This is a genomic window from Grimontia sp. SpTr1, from assembly GCF_947387585.1.
Classification (GTDB): domain Bacteria; phylum Pseudomonadota; class Gammaproteobacteria; order Enterobacterales; family Vibrionaceae; genus Enterovibrio; species Enterovibrio indicus.
The window spans coordinates 151,422-165,390 of sequence record NZ_CANDOD010000004.1 but is presented as its reverse complement, the minus strand read 5'-3'; the positions used below and the strand labels follow the sequence as shown (position 1 = coordinate 165,390).

The window sequence follows — 13,969 nt, the reverse complement described above, 5'->3', positions numbered from 1 at the left end:
GGCTTTATGTCACGGATTTCAGCCTGATAACGTCACTCTGACTGGCCTTGCGCTTATTTTCTTCCAAGTAGTCAAGCCAACCATCAACGGGCAGCGGTTTGGCAAAATAGTAGCCTTGAGCCGAAGCACACCCAAGCTGACGCAATGTATCGACATGCGGTCGAGTTTCTGCCCCTTCTGCCACCACGGATAAATCCAGCACTTTAGCCAGTTGGAGAATCGCTTTGGTGATTTCATAGTCCGACGATGATGAGTGAACGTCTTTGATGAAGCTGCGGTCGAGCTTGATGTAATCGGCGGACAGATTCTTAAGCACAGAGAGCGAGGAGTAACCCGTACCGAAGTCATCAATCGCGATTTTGTAGCCTTTGGCGTGCAGGGTTTCGATTGTCCTGACGCAGGTTTCAAAGTCCCGCATCATGTCGCGTTCCGTGATTTCCAAAATCAGCTGACTCGGCTCGCAATCTGTCTTATCGAGGATTTTTTGCAGTTGCTCTGCCAAATCTGTCATGTAGAACATTCTTGCGGAGAAGTTAACGGAGATAAGGATACTTGACGTGTCGATACCCGCGTTTTTCCACTCTGTGACCAATCTGGCTACCTTGCTAAACACCCATTTGTCGATGTCGACAACCAGATCAGATTTCTCTGCGACTTCCATGAAAGCAGACGGCGGAAGCAAGCCCAGTTTAGGATGCTTCCACCGCACCAAAGCTTCTGCACCAACAATATTGCCGGATGCTAAGTTCACTTTGGGTTGGAAAAAAACAGTCAGTTCATCTCGACGAACCGCATGGTTTAAACCGCGGTTGGTTTCGATGATGTCGTTCACTTCTGTGGTCATTTCATCCGTATAAATACGGTAACTGTCGCGACCATTGCGTTTCGCGTAATACATCGCTGTATCTGCATTCCGGATCAGTGTTTCACCATCATGTCCGTGGTCAGGGAACTCACAGATACCGATACTGGTTGATACAAAAATTGTATTTTTTTCAATGTAGTAAGGCTGCTTAATTGCCTTATTAATTCGCTGCGCGATGAGCTTCCCTTGCTCTAAGTGAGTGTTAGGAATGAGGATCATAAACTCATCACCCCCCATGCGCGCGACAAAGCCGGAATCACCAATCAATCTGGTCAATTTCTCCGCCACGTTAACCAGCAAATTGTCTCCCGCGGCATGTCCCAGGGAGTCATTAATGGTTTTGAATTCATCAATATCCAGATAAAGAAGCAGGAATTTGGTGCCATTCTCCTTGGAGTCAGCGATTTGGTTACGCAGCTCTTTCGTCGCGAGTAATCTATTCGCCAGGCGGGTCAACGGGTCATGATGGGCAAGAAAGTCGAAGTTTTTTTTCTCTTCGGTAATGGCCTGATAAGCCTCAGACAATCTCGCTGCCATGTTGTTGTAGGCATTCTCAATATGCCCCCACTCATCCGTACGTCCCAAATCAATGGGCCGTTTGGTTCCATGGGAAACCAAGCGATCGAATCCATCTTTAAGATCGTCCAAAGGCTTCTGGATATGTCTGCTGACAACGTGATTAACCAGCAGTACAGAGAACAAAAATGCCAACAGACTAATGATGATAGCGTTGAAGCGAGACTCAGTGATCACATCTTCTAACTGGGTGGTGAGCTGTAAGGTTTGCTCCTGCACACGGGATTCCGTGCTTTCCACCATTTCAAGCAAACCTGCCTGAGCCTGAACAAGTGCCGCCATCACAATCCAACGCTGGTCCAGGTTGGCGCGGATTTTCCTGAGCGTCGCATGGTATCGCTCTAAGGTCCGCTTAATTGCGATTTTCTGCGTTCGGACTGCCATGGTGGATATGTCCACGTTTTCCAGATGAAGCTGAAGAATATCCAGCTCCTTTTCAGCCTCTATGAGCAGCACTTTTTCGGTTTCGGGCGTAATGCGGCTATGAATATCCCCCAACATTTTGCCAACCATCAGAAATGACTCACGAAGCATGGCGATAATATCGAGCTCGTTGTTGTAGATAGTCACCTCTTCTTCGCCGAGGTGTTCTAACTTGCTCGCTGCCACTGCCACCTCAAGCGCGTCGAGTTGATCGGCCAAGGTCGCATCAATGGTTTTGGTCTGTTTTAGGATCCGGTTCAGCGCCAGAGAGCTGCCGAGAAAGCGGTGGAAGTTGTCGATGAACGCATCTATTTGATAGGAAAAATCCTGATTCGTAGAGAGATCTCTTAGCCTTTGCAGTTGGAAATCAATGTTAAACGCTTCTTCAGAGAGCGCAGTTTCACTGTACAGGAAGGTTTGTTCCAATAGCTTGACCCGTGAGGTCAATGCAAAGACGCGACGACTGATTTCGGAGTTCACAATCAGCTCAGAAACGTGACGGGAAGTTTCTGTTTTCAGCGTGGATTCGACATAGAACAGGGAACGAATGACGATCAGAACAGCGAAGCTCACCATCAGGAGAGAGATGAGGCTTGAGATGATAAGCCTTTGGGTAATGCTGGTATTGTTCAGATTCATCATGGCTTCCATATCTTGAGGTAGGCATCGCGGTAGCCATTTTTCGGGTCGTACACACCACGTTCTTGCTTGCCAATCAATTCACTTACATTATCTGGTGTCACCATGTGTACAGGCGCGGAATATCCACTCGGGGGAAGTTGGTTGAATGCGCGGTTCAGTTCATCCGTGATCTGCCAACCATGCAAGTAGAGAGGCTCTGGAACTGTTGCTAACTGGAAGCTGCCATTATTGATGCGCTTATAGGCCGCACGGCTTCCGTCACCGGCAGAGATGTTCTGCGGTATATGAATTTGCTGTTCAACGTTTGTTTCTAGCGAAGGGATAACATAGTCAATATAGAGGTCGTTGATGGCGAGGATGTGCGTAATATCTGCGCCATATTTCTTCCAAAGGCCTTCAAACGTTACTGGCATCTGCTCGGCAATTTTATCCAGCGGCAGCGCGTTGACCTCCAAAACTTCACAGTTTGCACAACGCCGGATGGTGTCCGCCATGGCGTTCGCTTTGATGGTGGCAATTTTATAGTTGGGGTCTGTGAATATCAGGGTTTTTGCACGCCCTTTGGAGTTGACGATAGCCAGCATGGCGGCAATCTCCGCAACAGCGAGCGGATCTGTAGTGACGTTCATGAAAAGACCCAGTTCGCTGTTCCCACCTGCTAACTCGGTTGCATGCCAACCAATCACCACGATCCCTTGGCTCTTGGCTATCTTAAGAACGTCTTTGTGATGCTGGGCGTCGATGCCACCGAGCACAATCGCATCCGGTTTGAAACTGATGGCTTTCTTGATGGCTGCTCCTTGTCGAACCTCTGAGCCAAACCCATCAATAAACCTAAGGTGCCAGTCGATATTGGAAATGGCTTCAGACATCCCTTTCCCAACGCCGTACACCCCACCATTTCTCAAGTCAGAAGCAACGAAAATAATGTTTTTGTCGCTCACGATACTTGGGCCGGTCGTAGGGCCACGCCAGACAGCATTCTCAGATATCGCTCTTCTCACTTTTTCCTGCGCATAAGCAACGTAGTACGCTGTCATCGTTTCGGCAGAACACGTTGTAGCGAAGAAAAAGATGATAAAAGTCTTGAATCGGGAAAAAATATAAGCACTCAAAGAATGAAACCAGTCCGATTTATAATTCTCATGTATCATTAATAAGCATGTTAATAGAGTTTTTCCAGTTGGTAAACCACAAGGAAGGAAAATGAAAAGAAGTATAGTGGCAGGCCTGGTTTTTGCTTTATGGGTGATGTCTTTTTCAGTTTCATCTAAAGAAAACCTAAATAACTCGAATAATGAAAAACTTAAAACATTTCAGAAAACCGTTAGTGAACCACCATTACCGACGAATATAGAAAAATTAAGCAAACCTATGCGTATTGCAGTTATTTACCCGAGTGCAGACATCTCTGATTTTTGGGTGAAAAATTTCAAAGCGATGACCAAACGCTTACTGGACTTAAAACTACCCTATGAGGTTCATGAGTACCCCTCAAAGCAAATCGAGCACTCATTGCAATCGCAATATACAGATCAAGTGCTTAATGCTGAGCCGCCGTATGACTTCGTGATTTTCGGCCCTTCCGAGCTGGACTTACAGGCGGACAACATCCAGAAACTCTCGGCGTCGGACAAGTTCAAAACCTTCATTTGGGCGTTCCATACCCCAGACAGCACATGGACCCATCAGCCTGACGCCTGGTTCGACTTTTCGAGTGCCATGGGCGCTGATGTACTTTGCGACCATGTGATAAAGCACGTGGGCAAAGAGGTGGAATTTGCTGCCAACCGAGGTATTCCTGGCATTACAGATACCCAACGTTCTCAAGGGTTTATCGACTGCGTACAGCGGAAAGGTAACTGGCGCAATATCTACGAACACTTTGGCCAATATCAGAAACTCGGAGGGGCTGACGGTGTGCGATTGGTACTCAATAATTTTCCCGAAGTATCGATGATACACAATGCCAATACCGCCATGACCATGGGGGCTGTCGAAGCGCTTGGTGAAGCAGACAGATTGTCTGACATTTATGTGACGGGCTGGGGTGGCACCGCAAAAGAGATCGAAAAAATTCGGGCGGGTGAGTTAGATGCGACGCCAATGCGGATGAGCGATGATCTGGGTGTGGCCACCGCTGAAGCCATTAAATTTCACCTCGAAGGCAGGGCTTCTGAAGTGCCTTTAATTTACCTCGGACGCATCACCGTTGTTCATAACCAAATGAAAGAAAGCGAATTAAACCGCCTAACCAGAGAAGCATTTCGTTATTCTGGCATTGAGTAGAACATATCAACAATCGACACCTTCAATTCTCACAAGTGAGAATTGAAGGTGTCGTAGAAATAAATGAGACCCGGATTAAACAATCGCCAAAGAAATATCCAATTGAATTACTTTGATTAAATAAAAGAAAAATGAAATCTGTTTCATAAAAAAAGAAAGGTGACAGTTTAAGAATTATTATTCCCGAACCTATACACCTCCCACTTTCTTTATTAATAAAAACAATCTAATAGTGCGTTTAATTAACCCTAGCGAACCGGGATAGCTACCCTGACGCCCAACCCCGGTTCTGCATCAAACAGCTCAATATGGCCGTAATGCAAACCAGCCACGGCTTTTGCCAAGGACAACCCTAGACCAAGGCCACCATCGGTGCGGCTTTTGTCGACACGGTATAAACGCTCGAACACGCGCTCTTTTTCTTCATCAGAGATGCCGGGGCCATTATCGCTCACTTCGAGCCACACATTGCCGTTTTCCGGATTTTCACCGCAGCGAAGCTGGATTTGACTACCCGCTGGACAATAACGCAGCGCGTTCTCAATCAAGTTAGCTACCTGCTGGATAAGCAGCTCTCGATCGCCTTGAATCATCAGTGGTGAGTCAGGCTTCTCTACCGTCAGCGTCATCTCTGCATCTTCGGCGACATCGACGTAAATCTCAGCCACCGTCTCGATGACATTATTCAGGTCAAGCGCCATAAAGCGGCTTCGGCGTGCACCGGACTCAATCTGGGATATCCGCAGCAATGCATCAAAAATAGAGGCCAAACGCTGCGAATCTTCCAGTGCTCTATCTAGTTCCTCGATAAAAGCGTCATCGAGGTTTGGCTCAACACGATCGGCGTCTTCCCGCAGTGTCAGCAGGTTATGGCGCAAGCGGGTAATCGGTGTTTTTAGCTCGTGAGCGATGTTGGCAGAGATGTCGCTCATTGCCGCCACCGAGCCTTCCAGCCGTGACAGCATGTCATCGACAGAAACTGAAATGCGCGCCAAATCGTTGTGTGTGTATTTCACGTCGCTCCGAGCGGAAAGATCGCCCTCAGCCGCCGCATTGAGCACGCTTTCGATGCGATTGATGCGTTTTTGGCTGATACGGCTCATCGCAATAACCAAAGCAACGGTGAAAATCGACACCAGTACGCCAGCAAGCACAAAACCAGACGCCAGCACCGCAAGAATCTCGTCATCTTCAATCGGGTCATCATCTACTTTTTTATGGTGACCGGTAGCTAGCTGTTGGGACTCTTTCACTATCTCGCGGTTTTGATCTTTCAGTTCATGCTCGACATAGAAGAAAGTCACGGTTGCCATCAGTACCAGACTGATAATCGACACGCCACCAAACATCAAACCTTGCTGGGTAGCAGAACTTTTCATCCATGACGGCAACACCGACAACAGTTTGCGCTTGGAAAAGTGGCGATGGAAAAAGTCCGTCACTCTGGCTTTCATTTCGCCTCACCGCCTTTTTGTTCAAGCTTGTAGCCCACACCACGGACGGTCTGGATCAGCGTATCGCCAAATGGCTTTTCGAGCTTGTTGCGAAGACGGCTGATGTGGGTTTCCACCACACTGGTTTGCGGGTCGAAATGAATATCCCACACGTGTTCAAGCAGCATGGTACGGGTGATCACTCTCCCAGGGTGGCGGAGGAACAGCTCCAGAATACGGAACTCTTTCGGCTGTAAATCGAGTGGCTGCCCCCGACGGGTGGCGGAATGCTCAAACAGGTTCAGCACCACGTCGCCATAATTGATTTCAGGGCTGGCTTCGGTGGACTTCAACACAGAACGGCGGGAAAGCGCGGTGACGCGAGCCAACAGCTCAGAAAACGCGAAAGGCTTGGTGAGGTAATCATCACCACCCGCTTCCAAACCCTGCACGCGATCGTCTACACCGCCTAGGGCGGTCAGAAAAAGAATCGGCGTGCCAACCTGAGCCGCACGCAGCGCTTTTACCAAAGAGAGGCCATCCAACCCCGGCAACATTCGATCGACAATCGCCACGTCGTAGCTTTCTGCCATACAAAGCGTGAGCGCATGCTTACCATTGTCGGTGACTTCAACCTGATGGCCTGCTTCACGCAGGCCTTTTTCTACAAAACTACTGAGGCTGGTATCGTCCTCGACCAACAACACGCGCATAGCGACTCTCTCTGTTTGAAATAAGTTGCGGCTTACATAGCCGCAATGGGTTCTTCGTCGTTTCTCTTATCTGTTGGGTTGGCAATGTCGTTCGCCATCTTGCGCTGTTGCCATTTTGCCATAATGATGGCGGCAACCCCTGCCATCAAACTGATTCCCAGTGTAACTAGTCCCAGCATAAATAGTAGTGAGAAACTCACAACACCCAGAATTGCCATAGGTGCCTCTTGAACAACACGTTTCACCATCTCTTTTGCGCGTTGCCACATTGATGTGTTTTTGTTTTCGTCGCTCATGTGTACCTCCAATCAGGGACGGCATCGCCCCTACAGATAAATTCGATAATGACGTTTTAGGGTCTGTTGACCTTTGGAGAGGGCTTATTTAGAAGCCATCGCATTGATGCGGGTTTCAACGCGTTTGCCATTTGCATCCAGAAGCTCAACTTCATAAGAAGGCTGGCCACGGTGGTCATCTTGCTCAATGCTCCAGGCTTTACCGCCTACCTGGGTTTCTGCTTGCATCAGCGCTTGTTCCAGTGACAGGTAAGTCCCGTCTTTGATACCTGACAGCCAGATCGCATCTTCTACGTCGTCGTCATCGTGGTGATCGTCATGGTCGCGGCGGGTTTTCGTCAGGATCACTTCTCCTGTCGTCGCGTTCACCACGGTTTTGATTTCTTCGCCGGTTTCACTTGCCAGTTCAATCTCGTATACCGCCTGGCCCATTTCTACGTCGCGTTCAGCTTCTAGCACCACGCCGCCAGTGGCGTTTTTGGCAATCTCAACCGCCTGAACCAGGCTGACTGCATCTTCATTCAGTGACTTTGGTGCGTCACCCGCGTTTGCGGTACCTACCGCCATCATGGCGCTCAGACCCAATACAGCAGAAATAGCAGCAGGTTTAAAAATCATTGTCTTTTTCATGGTGTCATCCTCGTTATTGGTATCGGTGGACAAGGACATTTCCCTGTCGACATGGATACTCTAACCAAAGGGGCTTTCGCCAACTTTTCGCGAACTATACATTTTTGTAAGGTTTGATAAGGCTCGCTTTACCAAGCATTTGCATCGAATAGCTTGATAAAAAACAGTACTATCAACGCAATCGATACTTACCCTATGCAAGGAGTGCAACTATGGGCAGCGAGTTCTTTTTCGCTTCAATTCTTAACCTTTCCATCAACCTCATTTACACCATCATTTCTTTGCTGGTTGGCGTTTACGCCCTGTTGTGGGTGGACAAGAAACTACTGAAGAATGTGGATATAGAAGAGGAAATGAAGAAGGGCAATGTGGCGGTTTCACTTTTTGCATCAACCATCCTCATTTTCGTTGCGGTTATCGTCGCGTTCGGTTTTCGCAGTTAAGCTATGAACCTCAAGTTTTATCTTCCGCTGATGTTGGTGTTGGCCGTGGTTGCCAGCCTGCTTGAAGAGAAAAAGGCCAAACTGCCGGATGTGCCAAGTCACACTGAAAAGCAGATAACCGCTTCCACCAGCGCCTTGACGCCAGCGGATATCGAATTTGATGGAAGCAATGGCTTTCTCACCTTGCTTGAATCAAACCGTAAGGTCTCTCATACGGAAATCGCCCGTTGGCGTGCGTCTTTAAAGGGGAACAACGGGTTTTACACCTACCAGACCAATAACCGCCCTTTTACGGCGCTGGCACCCGATATCAAAGGGAACTTTCACCTGACCCACAGTTACCTAGAAGGCTATCTGCCTTTCAAGGTCGACAACCCTATGTTGCCCATGCTGGTGATCGCCAGAAAGAAAACCTATCAGTATGACCACGAACAATACGGTGGCCTGATGGAAATTTGGCAATCGAGCAAGCAGTCTTACTACTACCCTTCTGGGGATTGTGAGGACCACGCTATCTTGCTGGCAGACTGGTTGATAGAAGCAGGGTATGACGCGCGCGTTGCGGTCGGTACTTATGACGGTGGTGGTCATGCTTGGGTGGTGTTGTTCTTAAATGGCAATGAGTATGTGTTGGAAGCGACCCAAAAACGCGGTTTTGGCCGACAGTATCCACTGGCTTCAACCCAGCCAAATTACCACCCGACAATGATGTTTACCCAAGACCATTTTTGGTTAAACACAGGTTCTGATGTCACCACAGATTATTCATCTAAGCATTGGAAACTGATGAGCCGGTTCACTGAGCAGCCTTTTTAACAATTTACAATGTAAACAAGGACACTTACCCGCTAGATGGAAACGGTTTCGCTATCACCTCTCAGCCTAAATGATTGCCAAGCATTGCTGGATTTCGAGTGCCGCAACAAAACGTGGTTTGAGCAATTCATACCGCCAAGGCCCTCAGGCTATTTCAATCTGGTTGGGCTCACCGATGCCACTCGTGAACTGGTAGAAAACCAAAGAACTGAAACCCATCTTATGTATGTGATTTACGATGGCGACAAAATCGTTGCCAGAGCCAATATTCATACCATTTACGACGACCATGTTGAGATTGGCTATCGCGTTTGTCATGAATATTTGGGCAAAGGTATCGCCAAGCGCGCATTACTGGCATTGGTGGAAGTATGTCGTGAGCAACTTGAACTGGACTATGTAGTGGGAAAAGTGTCTTCGGGTAACCAAGCCTCTATCAAAGTGCTTGAGAGCGCCGGGTTTGCTTACCAAAGTAAAGCGTTAAACGCGACGTTGATTCAGGGACAGCACCACGATTTGTTGAGCTACCAGTTAATCCTTTAAAACAAACCGCCGGAATTGCGCCGGCGGTTTGTTTTTTAGGTCGTTGGATTACGGACGCAAGGTCGCAAAATCCAGCGCCTTTCCATCTTTGGATAGCGGGAAGAAGAAGGTCTCACCGCTGCTGTCATCCACACCGTCATTGTCGGTGACAGCAAACGCTTTACCGTCTTTAGTGATCGCAAAGCCTTCAATTTTATCCGTCACGAAACCACCCTGCGCTTTCAGATCTGGAATGAAATCGTATACCACTTCTTTGCTAACCAGTGGTAGTTCACTGCCCAATGCGGCGGGTTTGGCATCAGTCAGTAACACGCGGGTCAGTTGCTTCACTTTCGCCGCGTCACCAATTTGGTTATCACGTTCTATGATGTAAAGCGCACCTTCGTAGACAGTAATTTCAGACAAACCTACCCAGCCATTTTCCGCTGGCTCTGTGGGGTAGCGCACCGCTTTCCACTCACCAGATTTGGTGTTGTATTGCACCAGCTTTACGGTGTTTTCAGGGTCATCTTTCCAGCTACGCTGAATCGCAATCCAGAGGTTGTCGCCTACACGGGTGATGCCTTCTGAACCGTAGCGTTTTTCCACAGCCAGCAATTCAGCTGGGAATTCGACCGTTTCTACGATGTTGCCATTGGCATCAGTGCGATACAGAGCGTGTGGGATCTCTTTGTCAGTGCGCCCTTCAGACGCTAACCAGAAACCACCTTTGCCATCTGTAGTAATCCCTTCCAAGTCCAGTTTCTTCGCTGGTTTGCCGTCTTTCATCACAGGAATACGCGTTGTGATTTTGGCTGGCATGGAAGAAGCATCGACCACAAAAATCGAAGGCTGCGCTTTATAGAAACTGTCGTTCACGGCGTACAGGGTGTTTTCGTTGCTTGGATCCGCTACCAGACCTGACAACGCCCCCCAACCAATGGGCTTGCCATCAACCATCACAGATTCAATTTGTGGGTAAGAGGGTTCTTCGCTGCCAATCTGATAAAGCATCACATGAGCACGCACGCCGCCATCTTCAATCAGATCTTTCTCGTTGGCCGTCGCCAGCAGACCACGCTGTGGAATCGCAACGGCAGATTCCGGTGCAATGCCAGAAGGCAACAGCTGAACAAACTCCGGCGCTTTACCTGTGTCGCGGTATACGCCGACGACAGAACCACGCTCAGACAACACGAAAATGTATTGCTGACCGTTATACGTGCCGACTTCCAAGCCTTCCGGCTCTGCGCCTTTGTTACCAGAGCGTTTTTCCGGGTAGTGACCCGCCATTGCGATGCGGTATTCCAGATCAAGGCCCGACTCAAACAGCACGTCGCCTTGCTTGTTAAAGATGGTAAAGCCGCGCGAACCGCCTTCGTAGTCACCTTCATTGGCAATGACAAAGCGCTCGTCATCCAGCCATTTCACCGCATCGGGTTCACGCTTACGGTTCTTCTGGGTGCCATCAAAGGTCAGTGCACGTTCTTCATCCAAGTCGACGTTTTCCAGGTCAACAGCACCGGCAGGGAAGTGTGCTATCACTTCTCCTTGTTTGCCATCCACAATCACCAAGTGGTTGTTCTCTTGCAGGGTAACCACGATTTCACCAAGGCTGTTGATATCCACAAACTCTGGCTCTGGATCTTCTGGCGCGATGTTGGCTAAGCCTGTCATCGCTACTTTTTTCTGAGCCTCACAAGCAAGCTTGCCGTTTCTAACAGGAACCAGCGCAAGGTGGCCGGCTGGGAATTGTGGAAGCACACCATCGTTCAGGTCTTCATCACGCTCATTTTCAATCGCCACAGCGACGAAGCTGCCATCTTTTGCCACGGCAACAGAGTCCGGCTGGCCACCAAGTTCGCACTTTTCTATACGAACACCTGTGGTCAGATTTCGCTGTTCAAGATAGCCAGACGGCTGAGTGTAACTTTCTGAGGTATTCACGCCAGTGACAAAAGTATCACCCAGAACGTCAATCGAGGTTGGCTCACCATTCAGTGAAACAAAGCCTTTCCCTGTTGGTTTTTTCGGGTTGGTGATATCCAGCATCCCCACGCCTTTCAACGGGCTATCGGTGTAAACCAGTGTGTTGCCGTCTTCACTGACAGCAATGATTTCCGCTGAGGTTTCGTGACTTTTTTCTACGCCCGGTGGGATGTTGTTTGCCGTCGATACCGCGCTAATACGCTGGAATGAAGATTGCTCTGCGGCATGCAAACCCGCGCTGACTGACAGTGCCAACACAGAAACGAGTAGGTTGCGCTGCTTACGCATGGGGAAACTCCTTTATAGACCTATCACCAAATTCTGGGACGCTACCTTTACGACTTTAGGTTTCACTTCAATGACGCTCGCATGGCAATTAGGTGATAGAGGTGAAATTTTGTTCAATACCCGCATTTCCATGTCTGGTAACTTCCACATCACTCCATGAGTGAGACGCACTCCTCGCATCGTCTTAGGGTGACTTTACCCCTCTAACGATTCGTGGGAGGTTGATGAACAGACAAATTAGGGAGAATGGAATGCACCTAGCCGAGCTAAATATTTCGTTTGCAAAAGCCAATATCGACGACCCACTTTTGAAGGACTTTGTCGATAACATTCCCTCAGTCAATGCGACAGCGGAATCGTCCCGCGGGTATGTGTGGCGCTTCAAAGACTCCTACAGCAAGGTGCTCAGCTACCGCCTGTTTGGTAACCCTAATACCCTGATTAACCTCTCTGTTTGGGCGTCCGCCGATGCACTCAAACAGTTCATGTTCAAAACCCACCATGTGGACATCATGAAGCGCCGCAATGAATGGTTTGAAAAACCAAGCTCACACAACTTTGTGATGTGGTGGATTCCGGAAGGACATATCCCTTCGCTGGAAGAAGCAAAAAAGAGGCTGGAACATTTACGCGAACACGGCGAGTCAGAATATGCCTTCACTTTTCGTCAATTCTTCGAACCTTCAGATTCAGGTGCAACAAAGGAAACAACTCAAAGCCGAATGTAACCCACTTCACCGCATGGCATTTTGATTCCGTTTTAAGACAGTTTGTTTTCAGGAAGTTGCCTTTGATCTCAAAGCGATCAACGTCCTTCATTTAGGATAACTTCAATCATCTTGAATGGCTGCGCGGCCGGACATGGTCGCGTTCCTGACGACCTTGGAGTGCGCCAATGAACCAACACGGTAAACTGAACTACGTTGAATTTCCCGCCCGCGACCTGTTAGCCACCAAATCCTTTTTCTCTGAAGCTTTCGGCTGGACCTTCACCGATTACGGCCCTGATTACACCGCCTTTTCTGACGAAGGTTTGGATGGCGGATTCTTCCGCGCGGAGATGTGCTCAGAGACCTCAAACGGCGGGGCACTATTGGTGTTTTACAGTGAGTCTTTGGAGCAGACAGAAATCAATGTGAAGCAGACTGGTGGCAAGATTGTAAAGCCGATTTTCGAATTCCCAGGTGGCAGACGTTTTCATTTTACCGAGCCCAGTGGAAACGAGTTTGCGGTTTGGTCAGATAGATAACGAGGAGGGGGCAAGCCCCCTTCTGTAATCAATTTAGATTGAAGTTCAAAGACTCGTCCACATCCAACCAAAGTGCTACTGAACGTTCTTTTCCTACCTGAAGAGACTTGCCTTCTCCCATTCTACGCATATTTAACCCTAAAGAACGTAACATGCGCTCACACCCCACAGTAGTTACAAAGACATAGGCACGGATGTCATTTTGTTTGGCAAAGTCATAAAAAGATCGAATCAAAGTGAGTGCATGATTGCCAAACCAGCCATTGCTTGCTTCCGTGTAGCTCTCCCGCGCCGTTGTAAATCGCGAAATTTCCCATACGCCCTCTTCCTCAGGAGCGGCTTCACCCTGGAGTAATTGCGGAAACACATCTTTTAGCATGTAGCTCTGCTGTGTTGGTAACGCTCTCCAACATCCCACAATTTTTCCTTCCTCATCTTTTAGTGCGATATGGCTGGCACCGGAACGATCAAAATCGTCAGACTCCATTTTCTGATTAGATTTTACTTCCCACCCCAGACGTTCCAAGAAACTGCGATGACGTAGGCGATAAATATCGTTAAGCACGGATTGATTGGAAAAACGTGTTTCTGGAGTCAGAGTAATTAGCTGGTTCATGGTCTCATCCTTTAGCCGTTGGCATTGTTTTGAACGAACGTTGCTGAACGAGTTAAAGGCTATTGCAGAGCATTTCTTTAGATAAGCTGTCTAAAATAGCAGTCATTTTATGAGCATCAATAAATACATGAAAAATAAATAAGTTGAATGGGCCTTGTATAATTTCCTATCACATATAA

At 48.3% G+C, this 13,969-nt stretch carries 14 protein-coding genes; 6 read left to right on the top strand and 8 right to left on the bottom strand.

What is annotated here, in order from left to right; translation table 11 throughout:
* Positions 1-4: 4 nt before the first annotated feature.
* Both QL223_RS09285 and QL223_RS09280 read right to left on the bottom strand, forming a co-directional pair.
* On the bottom strand, positions 5-2,503 hold the full coding sequence (locus tag QL223_RS09285) for an EAL domain-containing protein (RefSeq protein WP_002536662.1): 2,499 nt from the start codon (positions 2,501-2,503) through the stop codon (positions 5-7).
* Positions 2,503-3,546: a substrate-binding domain-containing protein gene (locus QL223_RS09280; RefSeq protein ID WP_002536660.1), complete on the bottom strand. Its 1,044-nt coding sequence runs from the start codon at positions 3,544-3,546 to the stop codon at positions 2,503-2,505. The genes QL223_RS09285 and QL223_RS09280 overlap by 1 nt, the downstream gene beginning before the upstream one ends.
* A gap of 211 nt (positions 3,547-3,757) precedes the next feature.
* On the opposite strand from QL223_RS09280, the gene QL223_RS09275 reads away from it, so the two are divergent.
* Positions 3,758-4,795, top strand: a complete 1,038-nt coding sequence (locus QL223_RS09275; RefSeq protein WP_046303829.1) for a substrate-binding domain-containing protein — start codon at positions 3,758-3,760, stop codon at positions 4,793-4,795.
* 248 nt (positions 4,796-5,043) lie between these two features.
* Here QL223_RS09275 and QL223_RS09270 read toward each other — a convergent pair whose 3' ends face one another.
* The 4 genes from QL223_RS09270 to QL223_RS09255 form a co-directional block, all read right to left on the bottom strand.
* Positions 5,044-6,249 (bottom strand): ATP-binding protein, encoded by a 1,206-nt coding sequence (locus QL223_RS09270; RefSeq protein ID WP_281544560.1) that lies wholly within the window; start codon positions 6,247-6,249, stop codon positions 5,044-5,046.
* Positions 6,246-6,941, bottom strand: a complete 696-nt coding sequence (locus tag QL223_RS09265; RefSeq protein ID WP_281544559.1) for a response regulator transcription factor — start codon at positions 6,939-6,941, stop codon at positions 6,246-6,248. The genes QL223_RS09270 and QL223_RS09265 overlap by 4 nt, the downstream gene beginning before the upstream one ends.
* A 32-nt stretch (positions 6,942-6,973) precedes the next feature.
* Positions 6,974-7,237, bottom strand: coding sequence for a hypothetical protein (locus QL223_RS09260; protein WP_002536654.1), 264 nt, complete (start codon positions 7,235-7,237; stop codon positions 6,974-6,976).
* 84 nt (positions 7,238-7,321) lie between these two features.
* Complete coding sequence (locus QL223_RS09255; protein WP_002536652.1) at positions 7,322-7,867, bottom strand: PepSY domain-containing protein; 546 nt, start codon at positions 7,865-7,867, stop codon at positions 7,322-7,324.
* A 212-nt stretch (positions 7,868-8,079) separates the two neighbouring features.
* Here QL223_RS09255 and QL223_RS09250 point away from each other — a divergent pair, with 212 nt between their 5' ends.
* The 3 genes from QL223_RS09250 to QL223_RS09240 are packed head-to-tail and all read left to right on the top strand — an operon-like array spanning position 8,080 to position 9,669.
* Positions 8,080-8,310 carry a hypothetical protein gene (locus QL223_RS09250; protein WP_002536650.1) on the top strand — a complete coding sequence of 77 codons (231 nt, stop codon included), beginning with the start codon at positions 8,080-8,082 and terminating at the stop codon, positions 8,308-8,310.
* Between the two features lie 3 nt (positions 8,311-8,313).
* Positions 8,314-9,126 carry a transglutaminase domain-containing protein gene (locus tag QL223_RS09245; protein ID WP_281544558.1) on the top strand — a complete coding sequence of 271 codons (813 nt, stop codon included), beginning with the start codon at positions 8,314-8,316 and terminating at the stop codon, positions 9,124-9,126.
* A 36-nt stretch (positions 9,127-9,162) separates the two neighbouring features.
* Positions 9,163-9,669, top strand: coding sequence for a GNAT family N-acetyltransferase (locus tag QL223_RS09240; RefSeq protein WP_281544557.1), 507 nt, complete (start codon positions 9,163-9,165; stop codon positions 9,667-9,669).
* A gap of 48 nt (positions 9,670-9,717) precedes the next feature.
* Here QL223_RS09240 and QL223_RS09235 read toward each other — a convergent pair whose 3' ends face one another.
* Positions 9,718-11,925, bottom strand: coding sequence for an esterase-like activity of phytase family protein (locus QL223_RS09235; protein ID WP_281544556.1), 2,208 nt, complete (start codon positions 11,923-11,925; stop codon positions 9,718-9,720).
* 251 nt (positions 11,926-12,176) lie between these two features.
* Here QL223_RS09235 and QL223_RS09230 point away from each other — a divergent pair, with 251 nt between their 5' ends.
* A complete protein-coding gene (locus QL223_RS09230; RefSeq protein ID WP_281544555.1) occupies positions 12,177-12,653 on the top strand; it encodes a DUF3291 domain-containing protein in 477 nt (158 codons plus the stop codon).
* 167 nt (positions 12,654-12,820) lie between these two features.
* Positions 12,821-13,174, top strand: a complete 354-nt coding sequence (locus tag QL223_RS09225) for a VOC family protein (protein ID WP_002536639.1) — start codon at positions 12,821-12,823, stop codon at positions 13,172-13,174.
* 28 nt (positions 13,175-13,202) lie between these two features.
* On the opposite strand, the gene QL223_RS09220 is transcribed toward QL223_RS09225, so the two are convergent.
* Positions 13,203-13,790 (bottom strand): acyl-homoserine-lactone synthase, encoded by a 588-nt coding sequence (locus tag QL223_RS09220; RefSeq protein ID WP_002536638.1) that lies wholly within the window; start codon positions 13,788-13,790, stop codon positions 13,203-13,205.
* Between the last annotated feature and the right edge of the window lie 179 nt (positions 13,791-13,969).